Genomic DNA, 19,315 nt, shown 5'->3' with positions numbered 1-19,315 from the left:
TGATTCTTAGTTAGTGTTTGACCGGCTTGATGCGCCAAATGTCATCGGCGTACTGCTGAATTGTCCGGTCACTGGAGAAATAGCCGGACTGGGCAATATTGACGACGCTCGAATGACACCACTGCGGATGATTCCCATAGCGCTTGGCGATTTCCTGCTGAGCCTGGCAATAGGATTTGAAGTCCTTGAGGACGAAGTATTCATCGTTCTTATCGAGGAAGGACGAATAGAGCATGCCGAAGTGTTCGCCACTGATGGAGCCGTCGACGAGGGCATCCATGAGGCGGCGGATGTCGGCGTCGCCGCTGTACATCTGCCACGACGAGTAGCCGCCGTGGATGTAGTAATTCATGACTTCATCAGCCCGCAAGCCAAAGATGACGCAGTTTTCGTCGCCGACCTTCTGGTGGATTTCGACGTTGGCCCCGTCCAGGGTCCCCAAGGTGATGGCCCCGTTCATCATGAACTTCATGTTGCCCGTCCCCGACGCTTCCTTGCCGGCTGTCGAAATCTGTTCGCTCACGTCGGCTGCCGGGAAGAGGAGCTGCCCTAAGGACACGTTGTAGTTTTCCAGGAACAGGACCTTCATCTGCTTGCTGATCCGGCGGTCGGAGTTGACCATATGGGCGACGACGTTGATGAGGCGGATCGTTTCCTTGGCTTCGCCGTAGCCGGCAGCGGCCTTGCCGCCAAAGAGGAAGGTCCGCGGTGTAATCTTGAGTTTCGGGTTATCCTTCAAGAGGTAATACAGGTGAAGGATGTGAAGGATGTTCAGGGTCTGGCGCTTATACAAGTGGATGCGCTTGATCTGGATGTCGAAGATCGAGTCCGTCCGCACGTCCGTATCATAGCGGTCGCGGATGTAACGGGCCAGGATATCCTTGCGTTCCTTCTTGACCCGCGTCAGCTGTTCCTGGAAGGACGGGTCATCGGCAAAAGGCATGAGGTCCTGGAGCTTCGACGGCGTCCGGCGCCAGCCGTCTCCGATGGCTTCGTCGATGAGCGAGGCCAGCTGCGGATTGGCTTCGATGAGCCAGCGGCGATGGGAAATGCCGTTGGTCTTATTGGAGAAACGGTGCGGGAAGCACGTATAGAACTGGTGCAGCGTCGAATCCTTGAGGATCTGCGAATGGATTTCGGCGACACCGTTGACGCTGTGGCTGCCGAGGACGGCCAGATGGGCCATGTGGACCTGTCCATCCCAGAGGACGGCGACGTCGCGGGCCCTCGATTCATCGCCGGGATAGAGGCTGCGGACTTCTTTGAGCCAGCGGTTGTTGATTTCTTCGACGATGAGGTAAATGCGCGGTAGCAGTTCCTTGAACATCGGGATGGACCATTTTTCCATGGCTTCCGGCAGAATCGTATGGTTCGTATAGGCTACGGTGCGGACGGTGATGTTCCAAGCCGCATCCCAGGACACGCCTTCTTCATCCATGAGGATGCGCATCAGTTCCGGGATGACCAGGGCCGGATGGGTGTCGTTGATGTGGATGGCCACATAGCGGTCGAATTTATAGATACTTTCGTGGTATTTCTTCTTATAATGGCGGACGATGCTCTGGAGGCCGGCCGATACAAAGAAGTATTCCTGCATCAGGCGCAGGCGGCGGCCGTCTTCATTGCTGTCGTCAGGATAGAGGAAACGGGAAATCTGCTGGACGCTGTCCTTATAGCGGAAGGCCCGGCGCCGGTCGCCGAGGGACAGTTCCTGGTAGAGCTGTTCCCGCGAGTATTCAGCGCGCCACAGGCGCAGCGTGTTGACCGTGTTGTTGTGATAGCCGATGATGGGCACATCATACGGGACGGCGCGGACAGACGAATACTTTTCGTGGACACATTCCAGGCTGCCGTCTTCGTCAGGGCGCATGTAGGCATTGCCGCCGAAGCGGACATAGACAGCCTTGTCGACTTTCTTGACTTCCCAGGGATAGCCGTTGACCAGCCAGTTGTCAGGCAGTTCTACCTGCTGGTTGTCGACGATGCGCTGGTTGAACAAGCCGTACTGATAGCGGATGCTGTTGCCATGGCCCGGCAGCTGCAGCGCCGCCAGGGAGTCGATGAAGCAGGCAGCCAGCCGCCCCAGTCCCCCATTCCCCAGACCCGGATCGCGTTCGGCCGGGATGACCTTATCCAGGTCCCAGCCCAGATCTTCCAGGCCCTGGCGACAGATGTCGTCCATATCGATGCCCAGGAGATTCGATTCCAAAAGGCGGCCGATGAGAAATTCGATGGAGAAATAATAGACTTGTTTGACCTTCTGTTCGGCATAGATTTCATTCGTGCGGATCCAATCTTCACTTACCAGATCGCGGATCATGTAGGCGATGGTCTGATAGACTTCATTCAAGGTCATGTCCCGCAGATCTTTTTCCCACAAAATGTGAGCTTTCTCGGTAAATAACTTTTTGAATTCTTCCTTATCCTGCCATTTTTTCATATTGTCTCTAACCCCTTTGTAGTCGCGTTCAGCGGACTGAACGTTTACCAATGCACAACGGGTTGTCGTGGCTGCCGCTCAATACGGCTTCCGGCTGGATGATCGTATTCTTATCGCATACGACGTAGTCGAGCTGGGCGTCATCGCCGACGACCGAGTGCTGCATGATGATACTGTTGCGAATGACAGCATTCTTTCCCACCTTGACTCGGCGGAAAAGAATCGAATTCTCTACGCGGCCTTCGATGATACAGCCATTAGCTACGAGAGAATTGGTGACATGCGATTCTTCCATGTACTTGGCCGGCGCTTCATCCTTGATCTTGGTATAGATACGATGGTCCTTGTCTTTCAGGAGCAGTTCATGCCAGATGCGGCTGTCGCGCAGGTCCATGTTGACCTGGAAGTAGGAATGAACAGAATCAATCCGTTTTGCATATCCTTGATAATTATAGCCGAAAATCCGCAGACGGTCTACATTCCGCTGGAGTACATCCGTAATAAAGTGGTTATATCCCTGGGCATAGGCCCGGCGTATGCAATGTTGGAATACGTCGCAGTCGATGAGGATTCCCCGCTGGTATAAGTTATCTCCGGCCTTGACTTCCGGCTTGGCTTCGATGGACAGGACCCGGTCCTTGCAGACGTCATCGATGGTCAGAATATAGCCTTCGCGGTCGAAGTCATACTTCTGCTGCTGGTAGATGAGGGTGACATCGGCATTGTGATGGCGGTGGAAATGGAGGACTTCGTCGTAGTCGATGTTCTGGACCATGTCACAGCCCGACAAGAGGGCGTAACGCTTGTTGGCCCGTTTGACGAAGACCAGGTTCTTATAATACGCGGCGATGTCCCCTTCTACGGGATGTTCGATGTCTGCCCGTTCTTCCGGCAGGTAGAACAAGCCGTCGCCCTTGTGGGCCAGGCCCCATTCCTTGCCGGACCGGATGTGGTCCAGTACCGACCGGGACTGGCTGGAGAGCAGGAGTCCGACGTTTTCGATGCCGGCGTTTACCATATTGGAAAGCGTAAAGTCGATGAGGCGGTATTTGCCGCCAATGGGCAGCGTCGACAACGGGCGCGTATCGTTGATTTCCTGCAAGGGATGGTCTTCGCGCATATTGATGAGGCCGATCATATTGCTATTCATAACTAGTGTTCCCCTTTCGCTGTGACTTTTTCTGGTTTCAATTCCCCTTTGCGGCCCAGTACGGCGACAGAGCCATCTTCATTGTGGAGGACAGCGCCCGGATAGATGTGGCACCGTTCGCCCAGGATAGCCTTGTCGATGACGGCATTTTCTTCGACGACCGTCCCCGGCATGATGACGGAGTTCGTAACTTTCGCCCCTTCTTTGATAGTGACGCCATAGAAGATGACCGAATTGCTGACGGTACCGAAGATTTCCGAACCTTCGGCGATGAGGGAACTCTTGGCCGAGCCCTTGGGACCGATGAGATGCGGCGGGAAACTCTGGTTGCCCGAGTAGATGCGCCAATGGCTGTCGCGCAGGTCGATCGGCGGTTCGTCGGCGATGAGGTCCATGTTGGCCTGCCACAGGCTGTCGATGGTGCCGACGTCCTTCCAGTAGCCTTCAAAGGGATAGGCATAGAGGGGAATCTTGTCGCCCAGCATGGCCGGGATGACGTTCTTGCCGAAGTCGTGTTCCGATTTTTCATCTTTGGCGTCGGCTTTGAGGTACGATTCCAGGACGTCCCGGTCGAAGATGTAAATGCCCATGGAAGCCAGGTTGCTTTCCGGTTTGGCCGGTTTTTCCTGGAACTTGGTGATGCGCATGTTTTCGTCGGCTACCATGATGCCGAAGCGGCTGGCTTCATCCCAGGGGACGCGGATCGTGCCGATAGTGGCCTTGGCGTGATGTTTCTTGTGGAAATTGAGCATCTTGTCGTAGTCCATGGAATAGATGTGGTCGCCGGACAGGATGAGGACGTAATCGTCGCCGACCATTTCCACGAAGTTCAGGTTCTGATAGATGGCATCGGCCGTGCCGCGATACCAGTTGGAGCCGCCGTCGCTCTGATATGGCGGCAGGACATAGGTCCCGCCCTTGGTCGAGTCGAGGTTCCACGAACTGCCGTTGCCGATATACCAGTTCAGTTCCAGCGGCTGGTACTGGGTCAGGATACCGACCGTATCGATGCCGGAATTGCGGCAGTTACTCAAGGGGAAGTCGATGATGCGGTATTTTCCGCCGAACAAGAGGCCCGGTTTAGCCTGATCTTTGGTCAGGACGCCCAGACGGCTCCCTTTCCCGCCGGCCAGAATCATGGCCAGGCAATTAGATTTTTTCATAGAAGCTCCTCCTTACTTGACTGGGACCCGGCCGCTTCGCTTATGGTTTCAGTATGTATGATAATGGACATCGTATCATCAGACGGCGGGTCTTGGATTCAATAGCGTACTGTATACGCATATAATATACGCTATAAAGTATTTTGTGATTATATCATTAATTATACACCAATTCTGTCAAGAATTTAAAGGGCTAACCGCCAAAAAATGGATAGTAAAAACAACTATTTTACATGTTACAACAAGGACTGCTATTTTTTAAAATACAATGTTTTGAAGAGCAAAAAAAGCGCTGCCGTCAAGGGCAGCGCTTTTCACTAAATCGTATAACTATAAATTCTGTAAATTTTATACACTACTGTTGTCCAGCTGCGGCGAGCGCTTCCTGGCGGCTCAGGATCCGGACCGGGATGGGCAGGGATTGGAGTACCTCTTTTGTCTCCCCTGCCGTGTCTTTTGTCGTCCTGACAAAGCCCAGTCCCTTCCTGCCATCCAGGGCCGTGACGACGCCCAGGTAGTCACAGCCTTCGATGATGCGGTTGATGAAGGTCATTTCTGCCGGAGGGGCCTGGAAGTAGACCCAGTCTTCATCAAACATGGCTCTTCACCTGGCGGCGCATCATGGAATACGGTTCCAGCCGCTGCGGTACGGCCAGGCCGACGAGCTGCTGGGCGTGGCGGGCGGCGTCGAGGTCCTGCCCGTCTTCGTCGACGATGCGGTCGATAGTATAGCGGACCAGCTGGCCTTTGGGCTGGAGAAATTCGACAGTCTGGCCCAGCTTGAAGTGGTTCCGCTGTTCCACCCAGGCCAATCCCTTTTCTTCATCGTAGGACTTGACCAGGCCGATAAATTCATGGGTCTGGGTATTGCTCGACTGGCTGTAGACCTGGTCGGCCGCCGTCGGCCGGGAAACGGAGAAGCCCCGGGTATAGGGCCGGTGGGAAATCTTTTCCAGTTCGTCGAGCCATTCCTGGCGGACCGTGAAGTGTTCCGGATCGGCTTCGTAGGCATCGAAAGCCTGGCGATAGACCTTGGTCACCGTGGCGACGTAATGGATGCTCTTCATGCGCCCTTCGATTTTCAGGCTGGAAAGGCCTGCGTCGTAGAGGTCCGGCAGATACGGCAGGAGGCAGAGGTCCTTGGAGTTGAAGATATACGTTCCCCGTTCATCTTCGACGACAGGAAAATACTGGCCTGGCCGCTTTTCTTCGACGACGTTGTACTTGAAGCGGCAGCACTGGACACATTCACCGCGGTTCGAGTCGCGGTCGCCGTGGGTGAAATAATTGCTCAGCAGGCAGCGGCCGGAATAGGAAATGCACATGGCGCCGTGGATGAAGCCTTCCAGTTCGACATCGGGCACTTTGGCGTGGATTTCCTTGACGTCGCGGAGGCTCACTTCGCGGGCCATGACGACGCGCGATGCGCCGTTGTCATGCCAGAATTTCGTCGACGCCCAGTTGGTCGTATTGGCCTGGGTCGACACGTGGACAGGCAGGTCGGGCACGAGCTGCCGGGCCATGGCGAAGATGCCCGGGTCAGCGATGAGGATGGCGTCGACGCCAATGTCGCGCAGGTACACGAGGTAATCCGGCAGGGCCTTGAGGTCGTCGTTGTGCGGGAAGATATTGACCGTCACGTGGATGTGCTTGCCCCGGGCATGGGCGTAGTCGACGGCTTCCTTCAGTTCTTCATTGGAAAAGTTGTCGCTGAAAGCCCGCAGGCCGAAGGACTTCCCTCCCAGGTAGACGGCATCGGCACCGTATAAAAAGGCCATCTTCATTTTATCCATACTGCCGGCCGGAGCCAGCAATTCCATTTTTCCCATTCTCTTATCCTTTCCATTGCGAAACGGTCATGCCGTCGCCATTTTCAAAAAATACAGTCTCGAAACGGGACCGGTCGCCGACGAGGTCCATGAACTCCCGCAGGCGGGTTACAGCCGTGCGGTGCTTATGCGGCAAAGTCCCTTCGAGGTAAAACATGTCATGGTAATCGATGTTGTCGGCTGCGACGATGGCACCGGGCAGGAGCTTGGGCAGGAGCTGCCGCAGCTGGCGCACGTACTGCCCTTTCGGCCCGTCGAGAAAGACGAAGTCCCACGGACCGGGCAAAGCCCCGGCCAGTTCCGTCCCGTCGCCGTGGAGGGCCGTGATGACCGAGGCATACGGCGAGCGCCGGAAGAACCGGCAGGCCAGGTCGTAGCGCTCACGATCAAGTTCAATCGTCGTAATCGTCCCGCCCGGTGCCAGGAACGGCGCCATCTGCAAGGCCGAATAGCCGATGCAGGTGCCGATTTCCAGGACCCGCGACGGCCGGCACGACGCCACGATGCCCGTGAACAAGGGAAGTTCGCTGTCGCGCAGGATGGGCAGGTCCTGTTCCCTGGCACAGGCTTTCATTTCTTCAAACAAGGCGTCCATCATGGCATGTGCTCCTGGACGTTCTTCATGTGTTCTTCATAAGTAGCGGCAAAATAGTTGTGGCCGTCCTTATCGGCGACGAAATAGAGGTACTTCGTCGGCGGCGCTTCCAGGATGGCTTCCATACAATCCATGCCGGGATTGCCGATGGGACCTGGCGGCAATCCTTCATAGCGGTATGTGTTGTACGGCGAATCATACTGGGTCTCATTGATGCTGTAAGCTGCCTTATGCGTGCCCATGGCATAGGAAATACTGGCATCGGACTGGAGCTTCATGTGGATCTTCAGGCGGTTCTCGAAGACCGACGCGATGAGGGGCCGGTCCTTTTCGTATTTCGCTTCCTTTTCGATGAGCGAAGCCAAGGTGACGAACTGGTAAATCGACAAGTTCTGCTTGGCAATGCCCGCTCTCATGGCGTCCGTCAAGTGGTCGTCGAAGTTCTTGATCATCATGGCTATGACGTCGTCTGCCGTGGCGTCATAAGGGATGAAATATGTATCGGGGAACAAGAAACCTTCCGTCGGGAAGGTCACTTTGCGGTTTCCCTTCATATACGGCAGGAGCTGGTCCGACGAGGAAGCGGCCTTGAGGAAATCGGCTTCGCTGATGCGGCCGTTGGCGGCGACGGCTTTGGCGATTTCCCGGACCGTATAGCCTTCGGGGACGACCAGCCGGTCCGCTTCGGACTTGCCGCTGGTCAGCTTGTCCAGCAGGGCATGGAGGCTCATGCGCGAATCGAGGGTATACTCGCCGGCATGGATGTCCCCGGCCTGGCCGGTAACGGTCGCTACGGCGCGGAACCACAAGGGGCTGGCGATATAGCCCTTATCGGTCAGGATATCGCCGACTTCGGAAGCCGTCATGTCGCTGCGGACATGGACGTAGCCGCTCTTATAGGGCAGGAGGAAATTCGGGCCGAAATAGCCATAAGCCACGGCAGCGGCGCCGAGGCAGATGAGGCCGGCCAAGACGGCAACTATACGGCGGCCTTTCTTTTTGCGGGGAACGCGTCGTCCCTGATGAAGTTGTGTCGTTGTCTGTTTCTGTTGTTCCATAGGCTCTCTTATTTCTGTGCAGCCCAGGTACGGCTCTGCTGGGCTTTTTCTTCACTGTGATTGATGGCCTGGGCCTGTTTTTCCTGTTCATACCGGGCCTGGGCGGCAGCTTTGGCTGCCTGGAGCTGGGCCTGGACGGCCGGGTCGGCCTGGCTGACCGTCCCGTCGGCATTGACCGTCCGGGACGCATCGAGCTTAGCCTGCGCTTCCGAAACCTCATTGGCCAGGGACTGGAGTTCGCGGCTGTTCATGTCATGGCGCACGTCGGCTTCCAGGGGGACTGTCGGCGCCGGCTTGACATCGACGTAGACTTCGAACAGGCGCTGCCACGGCAGGGTGACATCGACGGTCTTGGGGTCGATGCCGAGATACGTCGACGCATAGCGCTGGAGCTGTTCCTTCGTGCGGCTCTGGAGCTCTTCGTTGAGCGTCGGGTAGTACTGGGTGACGACGCCGGCTTCCAGTTTCTGCTGCATCCGGTAGATGTAGTCGCGGACATTGGCCTGATAAGCCCAGTTGTCCAGGTACTGCGTCGTCAGCATGTCGCGGTGGGCATCGGCCGTCATGTACTTGGACAGGACGCCCTGAGCGATACCGTAGCCAACGGAGTTGCTGGCCGTATTCCAGCCGTTATAGGCGGCCAGGCGGTACATCATCTGATCCTGATAGAGGCCGTAGACCAGGGTGTTGTCGGAACCGTTGGAAAAGGCCATGTCGACGATGCTGACGGGGATGCCGAGGTTGACGGCCTTTTCGATCTGCGTCAGGAAATCCCGCGTCGACTGGAGCATGATCGGGAAGTTCTCGAAGTTGGCCGATTCCGTCGTCGACGTCGTCAGCGGCGTATTGACAGCCAGCAACAGGTCCGGCCGTTCGTTGTCGACCATAGTGCCGCCGATGGCTTCGACGTGGGACGCAATGGTCTTGCCAATGGCCTGGCCGTCGTAGCGGGGCACAGTCTTTTCACCGCCGCCCAAGGGATAGATGACGGTGATTTTGGGATGATAATTATTGAAATCGTTGCTGGCCCGGGTGATGAGCAGCAGGCCCAGCTGGTCGGCACCGGGGAAGGAGCCGAAAGCCGTCTTGGGGATGCCGTCACCGGCCATTTCCAGGTACTTCGATTCCAGCGACGACTGGGTGCTAACGGAATTGTCATCGTGGCCCAGGCTGTAATAGGTAAAGACACCTTTGCGGGCATCGTCGATGAGGCGGTAATTGATGCTCATGTTCTTGCGGCGCCGGTTATACCAGTCCTGCAGGTATTCCATCGGTACGCGGCGCATGATGGCGAACCAGTCGTTCCGTTCCTGCGGATTCAGGCCTTCTTCGTCCATCTTGGCCTGGAGCGACGCCAGCTGATAGATGTCGGACCCCATGGTCAGGTAATAGTCCGGTTCTACGCCTTTGCCGCCAGCCCAGGGACTGCGCATGACCGTACTGAAGACATAAATGGGTACCTTCTTGTGCGATTTATGCAGGGCTTCGACCTTTTCCAGGCGCGCCGTCAGCGTTTCCATGGGCAGATTATGCTTGCGCGAATCGACAAGGCCGCCATAGACCAGGGAATCGATGGACAGGACCATGGCGTCGGCCTTGCCGGCATTGGCATCGACCCAGGCCATGAGCTTATCCGGCGAACCGTGGAAATTCATGCCCGACAAATACTGGGCCGGCGGCGTCAGGACATCATAGCCGGCCGCTTCGGCCGTACTGACCGTATATTCATAATCGACAGGCCGGTCATCCTGGGGTACATATAAAATCGTCTTTGCCAGTGCAGCCGGCGAGGCACATAAAAAGAAAGACGCTACGGCCAGGCTGACTGCTTTCTGTAACAGATTCACGTTATCACTCCTAGTATGAAGAAAAAAAATTGTACCCTTTATTATATCACGGGCCTGGGGAAATTTGTAGAGGCCGTGGCCTGTGGTTCGTAGCTAGTTGCTAGTGGCTAGTGGCTAGTGGCGGTTCGCCTTACCCAGGCTGCCCTACGCCCTCCGATGGCGGACGCGGCGGATCCTGGGGATATTGAGGTGCAGGCGGATGGCGACCAGGCGGATGGCGACGGTGACGGAAAAGCTGACGATAGCCCCGACTTCCAGGGGTACTTCAAAGGGGATGACCGCCCCGTAGAGAAAAATACTTCCCAGGAGGGACGCCGTCGCGTAGACCTCCTTGCGCAGGACGCCGGGGATGCGGCCGGCCAGGACGTCGCGGATGACGCCGCCGCCGACGGCCGTCAGGACGCCGAGGGTGATATCCAGGATCCAGTAGTCGGGATAGTAGAAACAGCCCAGGAGGGTCCCGGTGACCGTAAAGGAACCGAGACCGATGGCGTCGCAGACGAGATACCAGATGGAGAGCTTGCCGACGACGCGGCGCCACATGCGGATATTGAAATAGCGGACGATAATCGTGATGACGGCCATGGAGCCGAGGATGATCCATAGATAAATACTGTTCTTAAAGGCTGCCGGCGGGATATTGCCGATGAGGATATCGCGGATGATACCGCCGCCGACGGCTGTCGCCGCACTGAGGACGAAGATGCCGAACAGGTCCATGCGCCGGGAAATGGCCGCAAAGACGCCGGATACGGCAAAGGCCGTCGTCCCCAACAAGTCGAAAATCTGCCACCAAATGGCATCCATAATAGTTTCCCCTTCCCTGTTTTCGTGTTATGATAGACGTAAATTTTTTTACCAAGGAGATTCAACATGACCAAAGATGAATTTTATATGGGCAAAGCCCTGGCTGAAGCCAAGACGGCCTATGCCGTCGGGGAAATCCCCATCGGCGCCGTCATTGTCTATGAAAAGAAAGTCGTCGCCCGGGCCTATAACCTGCGCGAAAGCCTGCCTTGTGCTACGGCCCACGCCGAACTCTTAGCCATTGAAAAAGCCTGCCGCGCCCTGAACCGCTGGCGCCTGACAGGCTGTACTCTTTATGTGACCGTCGAACCGTGCCCCATGTGTGCCGGTGCCATCGTCAACAGCCGCCTGGACCGGGTCGTCTACGGCTGCGACGACCCCAAAGCAGGTGCCGTGCGGTCCCTGTTCCACCTCGTCGACAACGACTGCCTCAACCACCGGACCGAGGTCACAGCCGGCGTCCGCGCCGAGGAATGTGCGGCCCTGATGAAAGATTTCTTCCGCCAAAGACGGAAGAAGTAGTGGCTCGTGGCTAGTGGCTAGTGGTTCGTGGTTCGTAGGGGCCGTCCTGTGAAGGCGGCCCACTCATGGCTCCCCTGATAGGGGAGCTGTCAGCGCAGCTGACTGAGAGGTTTTTCAAGGCAACCTCTCCGGCCTTACGGCCACCTCCCCTATTAGGGGAGGCATAATCCGCATGGGTTATCCCAAGCCATTCTGGCCCGTCAGGTGCCGACCAACAGAAGGCGCAGGACGGCTGCCAGAACGGACAGCCGTGGCTCATGGTCCGTGGCTCCCCTGATAGGGGAGCTGTCAGCGCAGCTGACTGAGAGGTTTTCAAGGCAACCCCTCCGGCCTTACGGCCACCTCCCTATCAGGGAAGGCTGGTACGCAGGTATTCCCGGAAGGCGTCTCCCAGGTCTTCCCGGCGCAGGGCGTATTCGACAGTAGCTTTGAGGAAGCCCAGTTTATTGCCCGTGTCGTAGCTGCGGCCGCTGAAGGTATAGGCGTAGACCGCTTCCCGGTCAGCCATGAGGCGCAGGGCATCAGTAAGCTGGATTTCGCCGCCCTTCCCCGGCTGGACACGGCGCAGGATTTCAAAGATATCCGGCGTCAAGATATAACGGCCTAGCGCAGCCAGGCGGCTCGGTGCTTCGTCGACAGCCGGTTTTTCAATCATATCGATGAGCTTGACGACGCGGTCGTCGTCTGTCGGCTGGCCCTGGACGATGCCGTAGCGCGACACCAGTTCCTGCGGCACTTCCTGGCAGCCGAGCATGGTCGCCCCTAAGCGGCTGAAAGCTTCCATCATCTGCTTCAGCGCCGGTTTCTCCGGATTATAGATGACGTCGTCGCCCAGGAGGACGGCAAAAGGTTCATTATCGATGAACGATTCGGCACAGCGGATGGCGTCGCCCAGTCCGCGCATGTGTTTTTGGCGGATGTAGTGGACGTTGATCGACGAAATATCCTGAACCAGGTGCAGCAGCTGGTCTTTCCCCTGCTGACGCAATTGCAGTTCCAAATCGATATTGGTGTCGAAATGGTCTTCAATGGCCCGCTTGCCATGGCCGGTGATGATGAGTATTTCTTCGATGCCGCTCTGCAGGGCTTCTTCGACGATATACTGGATGACCGGTTTATCGACAATGGGGATCATTTCCTTGGGGATGGCCTTGGTGACCGGCAAAAAGCGTGTCCCATAGCCTGCCGCCGGGATGACGGCCTTACGAATTTGTTTCTGCATGATATCCTTCCCTTTCTACCGCAGCCAGGGCACTGGCAATGACGTCGTCCATGTCGTAATATTTGTATTCTGCCAGGCGGCCGCCGAAGATGACGTTGTATTCATGGCGGGCCAAGGCTGCATATTTACGGTACAGTTCCTGGTTGGCTTCATCGTTGACCGGATAATACGCTTCCTGGCCGGCCTGCCATTCGGCCGGATATTCCTTAGTGACATACGTCACAGGCTGTCTGCCAAATTCAAAATGCTTGTGCTCGATAGTCCGCGTATATGGCGTTTCCCGGTCGGTGTAATTCATGACTGCCACACCTTGATGGTTGACTTCGTTATAACGTTCTGTTTCAAAATGTAAGCCCCGATAAGCCAGATGGCCCAAGCGGTAGCCAAAATACTCGTCAATCGGGCCAGTATAGACGACTTTGCGGGCTACATCCAGGTATGACGCCCGTTCCCGGTTATAATCGACACCGGTCCGCACTTCGACACCATCCAGGAGGGCGTCGATGAGGACGTTATAACCGCCTTTGGGAATCCCCTGATACTCGTCGTCGAAATAATTGTTGTCAAAGGTATAGCGTACGGGCAGGCGCTTGATGATGAAGGCCGGCAATTCCTTACAGCTCCGGCCCCACTGCTTTTCCGTATAGCCTTTGATCAGTTTCGCATACACATCCGTGCCGATGAGGGAAATGGCCTGTTCTTCCAGGTTCTCCGGCTCCGTGATGCCCGCTGCCCGGCGCTGGCCTTCGATTTTGGCCGCTGCCTGTTCCGGCGTGATGATGCCCCACATCTTGGCAAACGTATTCATATTGAAAGGCAGGTTGTACAGTTCGCCCTTATAATTGGCAACAGGCGTATTAATAAAATGATTGAATTTAGCGAACTGATTGACATACTCCCAGACCCGCAGGTCCGACGTATGGAAGATATGGGCGCCATAGCGATGGATATGGATGCCGTCCTTTTCTTCACAATAGACATTGCCGCCGACCTGGTCCCGCCGTTCCAGGACCAGGCACTGCCGGCCGGCCTTATGCATCTCGTGGGCAAAGACACAGCCAAAGAGGCCGCTGCCGACGATGACGTAATCATACATAAAAACACTCCTCTTTCACCAGAATATAGGCAGCACATTTTCTGAAAGCGCTCCCCTGTTAGTTTGAAGTTTGACGTTTGAAGTTTGACGTGATGGTCATAATTATTTTTTTACATCAAACATCAAACATCATTACATCAAACATCCTGGCACGCCTCGATGCCATACAGGCTTTCAGCCTGGCAGACGGCGCGGCGGATGGCCTTTTCTACAACGTAGGCCGCGATGGTGCCGGTCAGGCTCAATTCAGCCGAAACGCTGCCGACACTGGCTGCATAGAGGGAATCGCCGTCAGCCGTCGTATTGACGGGACGGATGGCGCGGACGATGCCGTTGCTGCCCAGGGCGGCGATTTTCTTGAGCTGGGCCTTGTCGAACCGCCCATTGGTGACGACAGCGCCGATAGTCGTATTGGTCGTCGTCCCGACGGCGCGCTGGGAAAAGAGGGTCGGCGTCTGGCCTGCTTCTTCCAGCATGACCCGCCGCGTGTCGGCAAAGCCCTGGCCGTCGCGGCTGCGCATGCCGGCCAGGATCTGCCCCTGTTCGTCGAGGACATCGCCGACGGCGTTGACGGCGACGACGGCACCGACCTGGAGGTCGCCGACCTGAACGGCATAAGCGCCGAGACCGGATTTCATCATAGAGTCCGGACCGCAGAGCTTGCCGACCGTCGCCCCCGTGCCGGCGCCGTAACAGCCTTCACGGAAGTCCCCCGTTTCCGCTGCCTGACAGGCCGCATAGCCCATAGCCGCATCGGGACGGACGTTGTCGCCGCAGCCCAGGTCATAAATGCACGACTCGACGACGAGGGGCACCTTGCAGATACGCGTATCGAAGCCGATGTGCTGTTCTTCCAGGTACTGCATGACCCCTGTCGAGGCATTGAGGCCAAAGGCACTGCCGCCGCTGAGCAGGATGGCGTGGATGCCCGACGCAGCCGCCATGGGACTGAGGAGTTCCGATTCCCGGCTGGCCGGGCCGCCGCCGCGGACATCGACGGCGCAGGGCGCGCTATCGGGAAATACCAAGACCGTGCAGCCCGTGCCGCCTTGGCGGTCCTGGGCATTACCCAGGCGGAACCCGTTCGTCCGGGCCATGGCTAACATATCTATTTCTTTCATGATGACACTTCCCTTTATTTCATTTTTTCAAAGTCTTTCCAGAGCATACTCGGCTGGATGCCCGTATTGTTCTGGTATTTACCGTGTTTATAGGTATCGTATTCCCCGTCGATATCGTGGTAGTAAATCTGGCAGATTTCGACATTGGGATAAATGCGGATAGGCTGGACGCAGAAGATTTCCAGCGTCCAGTAGCCGGCAAAGCCGACGTCGCCGAACCCGGCCGTGACGTGGATGAAGACGCCCAGGCGGCCGACAGACGACCGGCCTTCGAGCATGGGGATATAGCCATCGGTACGGGTATATTCGTTGGTCCGCCCCAGGTAGAGCTTGTTGGGCTGCAAGACGTAGCCCGACTTGGGAATATAGATGGTCGAAGCCGGATTGGGCTTGGCCATGTCTAATTCATTATGGTCATAGACCATGAGCTCGTTGTGCAGGGACAGATTATAACTATTGGGATTGACCCGTTCCGGATGGAAGGGTTCAATGATGATTTCCTTACCTAAATGCTTGACAATTTCCTTGCCTGATAAAATCATGAGTGCCACTCACTTTCTCTAGTAAATTCAACTCTTATGATATAGCAAAACCGGCTCGATGTCCACGGCGCGATGGGCCGGTTTTTCTTTCCCTGTCTCAAAGAAGTCTTCTACGTAGAAAGTGACTCTCTCCCCTTCTTGCGGGCGGACGCGGTACAGCGACGACGTGCGGAAATAGTACTGACTACCCTCACGGTCCTTGAGGAAGCCGGCCTTGCCACCGGGAAGGATCCGCTCGATACGCCCTTTATGGCAGGTCTGTCCGGCATGTTTCCCGGCCATCCAGAATTGATGCAGGCCGTCCATCAAGTCCCGCCGGTTCGGTTCGGGAAAGGCATAGCTGTCGACTTTAGCAATGAGTTCGGCTTTGACCTTCCAGTGCTGGTCCTGCCGCACGTCCCGGGCCAGGAGATAATGATAATAGGCCATTTTCTCATAGCCGCCCATATTCTCCAGGGCCTGGGCGAACTGGACCAGGAAATTGACTTTGCCCTTAAATTCACCGCCGGCCAGAAAAGCCGACGCCCCGTAGCGGCGCATAGCCGCACTATCGCCTTCCGCCTGGGACGCAAAGAACAGGCCGCGATAGAGAATCCAGTGCTGCTTATATTTCAGCAGGTTCTCCAGGCGCTGCCGCCCTTCTGCGACCTGGCCCTGGCGCAGCTGACAGAGGGCGATGCGGTAAGAGAACCAGATATCATTGTCGTGATGGAGCTGGGGAAAATAGTTCAAGGCTTGCTGGCACAAGGTGATGCAGTCGTCATACTTTTTTTCCTTGACCAGGATGCGGCTCATGAGGGAGTACCACCGTTCCCGGTCCGATGCAATGACCCGTTCCCGCCCTTTCAAGGTCACCGTCTTTTCCTGGTCCGGCAGCTGGTCCGGGTCGAGTCGGCGCAAATAGGCGCCCATGAGAGCGGTCTGGCCCGGCTTGTTCTTGAGAACATCGACCATGCGCCATACGGCCAGGGCATACGGACTGTACGCTTCCTGCCGGCTGTACTTCAAGATAGCATCGACAGCGCGGCGGAAATCGGCTGGCGAATGGGTCCGTTCATCGAACTTCTGGATATACAGATAATACAGGCACCAGCAGTAAATCCCGTGCAGATTGGTAAACTCGGGAAAAGCCATCATACCAGCCCGGGCGATTTCCCGGCCTTTCCGGTACTGCTTCGTCTTGCGCAGGGCATAGGCATAGTAGTAATAATCCCAACACGACCAAGACCCATCGGGCGCGGCCTTGCCGTACATCGCCAGGACTTCCTCATAACGGCCGTCGCGGCAGGCCTGGCGGGCAGCAAAAGAATCCATGGAACCACCTCCGTATTTTTTCACAGCATTTCGTATAGATATGGGTATTATAACATGCAAAAAAGGAGCTGTCTAAAAAGACAGCTCCTTTTTTGGGGTTTGATGTATGATGTTTGATGTGCGTTACTAAATTTAACTGCATTGCTTCAAACATCAAACTTCAAACTATTTCCTAGCCACGAATCTTTTTGATCTGTTTTTCCAGTTCCGGCATGACTTCGAAGAGGTCGCCTACGATACCGTAGTGGGCGAACTTGAAGATCGGTGCATCCGGGTCTTTGTTGACGGCGATGATGAGGCCCGCATCCTGGATGCCCAGTTTGTGCTGGATAGCACCGGAAATGCCCAGGGCGATGTAAATCTTCGGAGCGATTTTCTTGCCCGTAATGCCGATCTGCCATTCATAAGGCGCCCATTCTTTATCGACGAGGGGTTTGGAAACGCCGAAAGCTGCGCCGATGCGCTGGGCAAAGGCCTGGACCGCTTTCATACCGTCTTCGGTCTGGACACCGCGGCCGGCACCGACGACGATATCAGCCGTCGTGATAGTCAGTTCTTCCGCTTCTTTTTCGACCGGTTCAAAACCCGTTACCGTGACGGACGGAGCGACACCGGTGAAATCGACGCTTTCCTTGACGATTTCGCCAGTCCGGGACGGATCTGCCGGCGTGCCGTGGAAAATCTTGTCGCTGATCGTAGCCAGCTGCGGCCGCGTCGTCGTCTGGATCTTGACGAAGAGCTTGCCCGTATAAGCCGGACGGATCCAGGTCAGCGTGTCATCGTCGCCTTCAAAGCGGACGTCCGTGCAGTCAGCGACCAGGCCGACACCGAGCTGAGCCGACAGGCGGCCGCCGAGGTCGCGGCCATCGGGAGACCCGCCGATGAGGATGACACTGGGTTCATATTTTTCAGCCAAAGCGGCGATGGCTTTGGTGTACAAGACGGAATCATAAGCAGCCAGCGCGCCGTCTTCGACAGCGGCAACGGCATCGGCCCCGTAGGAAATAGCTTCCTGGCTGGCTTTCGCCGTATCAGCACCGGCGACAAAAGCGACGACTTTCTTGCCCTTGGCATCAGCCAGCTGACGGGCTTTGCCCAACAATTCAATGCTCAACGGGCTCAGGGCACCGCCGGCGATTTCGATATATACGCAGATATTCTGTTTCAATTCCATAATTCAGCCCTCCTTACAGCAAGTTCTTGGCAGTCAGATCTTTGACGAGATTAGCCGCAGCGTCTGCCGGCGTAGCCCCTTCAATCATGACGCCGACCGGATTCGGTTCCGGTGCAAACAGTTCCGTGACTTTCGTCGCCGAACCGGATGTCCCGACACTTGCTGCATCGAGGCCCAGGTCTTCCACTTTCCAGACATCAAAGACGGCTTTCTTGGCAGCCATTTTCCCGCGGATCTTCGGAGAACGCGGCGTATTGCTCTTTTCCGTAACCGATACGACAGCCGGTACCTGTGCCTGGACGGTTTCGATGCCGTCGTGGTTCAGGCGCGTCGCCGTGATCGTCGTGCCTTCGACGCTGACCGAGTTGGCATAGGAAATGAGGGCCATGCCCAGGCGCTGAGCGATAGCCGGCGGAATCTGCCCGGTGTCGCCGTCGGTCGAGCGCTTGCCCGTAAAGACCAGATCGGCACCACCCAATTTTTCAATGGCCTTGGCCAAGACCAGGCCCGTTGCCAGCGTATCGGAACCAGCCATGCGTTCGTCCGAAACGAGGACGCCCTTATCGGCACCGACAGCAATGCCGTCACGCATCATTTCCCCGGCCAGGGCGTTGCCCATGGTCAGGAGCGTGACCGTACCGCCAACGGCTTCCTTGACAGCTACAGCCGCTTCAATGGCGTGTTTATCAACGGGGTTGAGCATCGACGGTGCGCCGACACGGACCAAGTTGTTATCTTTTGCGATTTCAATATCAGAAATCGCAGGAACTTGCTTTACCAAAACTACAATATTCATAAGTAGGCCTCCTTTTTTACGTCTTCTTATGTCACCTATTATACTCCATATTCAATAATTTATCAACGGATAATTGTTTTTATTTACGAATTCTATATCCAATTATTTTTTCTTTATATTTTCCTACACCGTAGCCTGCAAGGTCAAGAAAGTCAGCCATTAACAGCTTTCAAACAAATCGTCCAGCGTATAGAGGATGACATCCGGTCTGGGAGTCACCTCATAGCCGGCACGAGAAAAGAAGCCATAACGATAACAATCCATCCCAGTCTGCCGGACCTGGCGGATTTCGGTTTCAATCATGGCATCCGTAATGGGCGTCTGCCGGAATTTGGCTTCGTAAAAGATGTAGCCTTTATCATCATGCGTAACGACATCGAATTCCCCATTCTTATGCTCTTTTGGCAAATCGTAAGAATAGGTCCCGATGGCATCGAAGATTTCCGGCAGACGTCCCTGCCGGTTCTGGCGGATCAGAAATTGCCGGCACAGCGATTCAAACCGCTTCGGTACGAAAACCCGTGCGAAATCGTCTGCAATATACCGGTCAAAAAAAACGTCCGGCGCCATGATTTGCCGTTGCGAACTATAAGGAAAGATATACCGATATTGAACCTCTCCCGCTTATAGAAGCGAGAG

Annotated in this window: 18 protein-coding genes; 1 reads left to right on the top strand and 17 read right to left on the bottom strand. The window is 56.0% G+C overall.

Annotated features, from left to right (window positions below; translation table 11 throughout):
* Positions 1-10: 10 nt before the first annotated feature.
* The 9 genes from NOS26_RS09200 to NOS26_RS09160 form a co-directional block, all read right to left on the bottom strand.
* Positions 11-2,440 carry a glycogen/starch/alpha-glucan phosphorylase gene (locus NOS26_RS09200; RefSeq protein ID WP_027895677.1) on the bottom strand — a complete coding sequence of 810 codons (2,430 nt, stop codon included), beginning with the start codon at positions 2,438-2,440 and terminating at the stop codon, positions 11-13.
* Between the two features lie 28 nt (positions 2,441-2,468).
* Positions 2,469-3,590: a glucose-1-phosphate adenylyltransferase subunit GlgD gene (gene glgD / locus NOS26_RS09195; protein ID WP_022497908.1), complete on the bottom strand. Its 1,122-nt coding sequence runs from the start codon at positions 3,588-3,590 to the stop codon at positions 2,469-2,471.
* Positions 3,591-3,592: 2 nt separating this feature from the next.
* On the bottom strand, positions 3,593-4,753 hold the full coding sequence (locus NOS26_RS09190) for a glucose-1-phosphate adenylyltransferase (RefSeq protein ID WP_027895679.1): 1,161 nt from the start codon (positions 4,751-4,753) through the stop codon (positions 3,593-3,595).
* Between the two features lie 355 nt (positions 4,754-5,108).
* Positions 5,109-5,351 carry a DUF4911 domain-containing protein gene (locus NOS26_RS09185; RefSeq protein ID WP_014016915.1) on the bottom strand — a complete coding sequence of 81 codons (243 nt, stop codon included), beginning with the start codon at positions 5,349-5,351 and terminating at the stop codon, positions 5,109-5,111.
* Positions 5,344-6,582: a U32 family peptidase gene (locus NOS26_RS09180; RefSeq protein ID WP_014016916.1), complete on the bottom strand. Its 1,239-nt coding sequence runs from the start codon at positions 6,580-6,582 to the stop codon at positions 5,344-5,346. The genes NOS26_RS09185 and NOS26_RS09180 overlap by 8 nt, the downstream gene beginning before the upstream one ends.
* A 4-nt stretch (positions 6,583-6,586) precedes the next feature.
* Positions 6,587-7,180 (bottom strand): O-methyltransferase, encoded by a 594-nt coding sequence (locus tag NOS26_RS09175; protein ID WP_036220747.1) that lies wholly within the window; start codon positions 7,178-7,180, stop codon positions 6,587-6,589.
* Positions 7,177-8,235: an endolytic transglycosylase MltG gene (gene mltG / locus NOS26_RS09170; protein WP_014016918.1), complete on the bottom strand. Its 1,059-nt coding sequence runs from the start codon at positions 8,233-8,235 to the stop codon at positions 7,177-7,179. The genes NOS26_RS09175 and mltG overlap by 4 nt, the downstream gene beginning before the upstream one ends.
* 8 nt (positions 8,236-8,243) lie before the next feature.
* Complete coding sequence (locus NOS26_RS09165) at positions 8,244-10,082, bottom strand: DUF4127 family protein (RefSeq protein ID WP_014016919.1); 1,839 nt, start codon at positions 10,080-10,082, stop codon at positions 8,244-8,246.
* Between the two features lie 144 nt (positions 10,083-10,226).
* Positions 10,227-10,889, bottom strand: coding sequence for a trimeric intracellular cation channel family protein (locus NOS26_RS09160; RefSeq protein ID WP_014016920.1), 663 nt, complete (start codon positions 10,887-10,889; stop codon positions 10,227-10,229).
* Between the two features lie 66 nt (positions 10,890-10,955).
* Between NOS26_RS09160 and tadA the strand changes: the two genes are divergently transcribed.
* A complete protein-coding gene (gene tadA, locus NOS26_RS09155) occupies positions 10,956-11,411 on the top strand; it encodes a tRNA adenosine(34) deaminase TadA (RefSeq protein WP_014016921.1) in 456 nt (151 codons plus the stop codon).
* 349 nt (positions 11,412-11,760) lie between these two features.
* Here the strand turns inward: tadA and galU are convergent, their stop codons facing one another.
* From galU to NOS26_RS09115, 8 genes are all read right to left on the bottom strand, one after another.
* The gene (gene galU, locus NOS26_RS09150) at positions 11,761-12,633 is read right to left on the bottom strand and encodes a UTP--glucose-1-phosphate uridylyltransferase GalU (protein ID WP_014016922.1); all 873 of its coding nucleotides are present in this window, start codon (positions 12,631-12,633) and stop codon (positions 11,761-11,763) included.
* On the bottom strand, positions 12,614-13,729 hold the full coding sequence (gene glf / locus NOS26_RS09145) for a UDP-galactopyranose mutase (RefSeq protein WP_014016923.1): 1,116 nt from the start codon (positions 13,727-13,729) through the stop codon (positions 12,614-12,616). The genes galU and glf overlap by 20 nt, the downstream gene beginning before the upstream one ends.
* A 137-nt stretch (positions 13,730-13,866) precedes the next feature.
* Positions 13,867-14,850 carry a P1 family peptidase gene (locus NOS26_RS09140; protein WP_255917604.1) on the bottom strand — a complete coding sequence of 328 codons (984 nt, stop codon included), beginning with the start codon at positions 14,848-14,850 and terminating at the stop codon, positions 13,867-13,869.
* Between the two features lie 14 nt (positions 14,851-14,864).
* Positions 14,865-15,392 (bottom strand): dCTP deaminase, encoded by a 528-nt coding sequence (gene dcd, locus NOS26_RS09135; RefSeq protein WP_014016925.1) that lies wholly within the window; start codon positions 15,390-15,392, stop codon positions 14,865-14,867.
* Between the two features lie 27 nt (positions 15,393-15,419).
* Entirely contained in the window at positions 15,420-16,706 is a 1,287-nt protein-coding gene (locus NOS26_RS09130) for a tetratricopeptide repeat protein (protein ID WP_255917603.1), read from the bottom strand.
* A gap of 172 nt (positions 16,707-16,878) precedes the next feature.
* Entirely contained in the window at positions 16,879-17,880 is a 1,002-nt protein-coding gene (locus NOS26_RS09125) for an electron transfer flavoprotein subunit alpha/FixB family protein (protein WP_014016927.1), read from the bottom strand.
* Between the two features lie 13 nt (positions 17,881-17,893).
* A complete protein-coding gene (locus NOS26_RS09120; RefSeq protein ID WP_014016928.1) occupies positions 17,894-18,676 on the bottom strand; it encodes an electron transfer flavoprotein subunit beta/FixA family protein in 783 nt (260 codons plus the stop codon).
* A 159-nt stretch (positions 18,677-18,835) separates the two neighbouring features.
* Positions 18,836-19,276, bottom strand: coding sequence for a DUF234 domain-containing protein (locus tag NOS26_RS09115; RefSeq protein ID WP_255411642.1), 441 nt, complete (start codon positions 19,274-19,276; stop codon positions 18,836-18,838).
* Positions 19,277-19,315: the final 39 nt, after the last annotated feature.

It is taken from the genome of Megasphaera sp. SC8-1 (assembly GCF_024436295.1).
Lineage (GTDB): Bacteria > Bacillota > Negativicutes > Veillonellales > Megasphaeraceae > Megasphaera > Megasphaera elsdenii.
The sequence above is the reverse complement of the archived record's forward strand: the minus strand, read 5'-3'. Positions and strand labels throughout refer to the sequence as shown.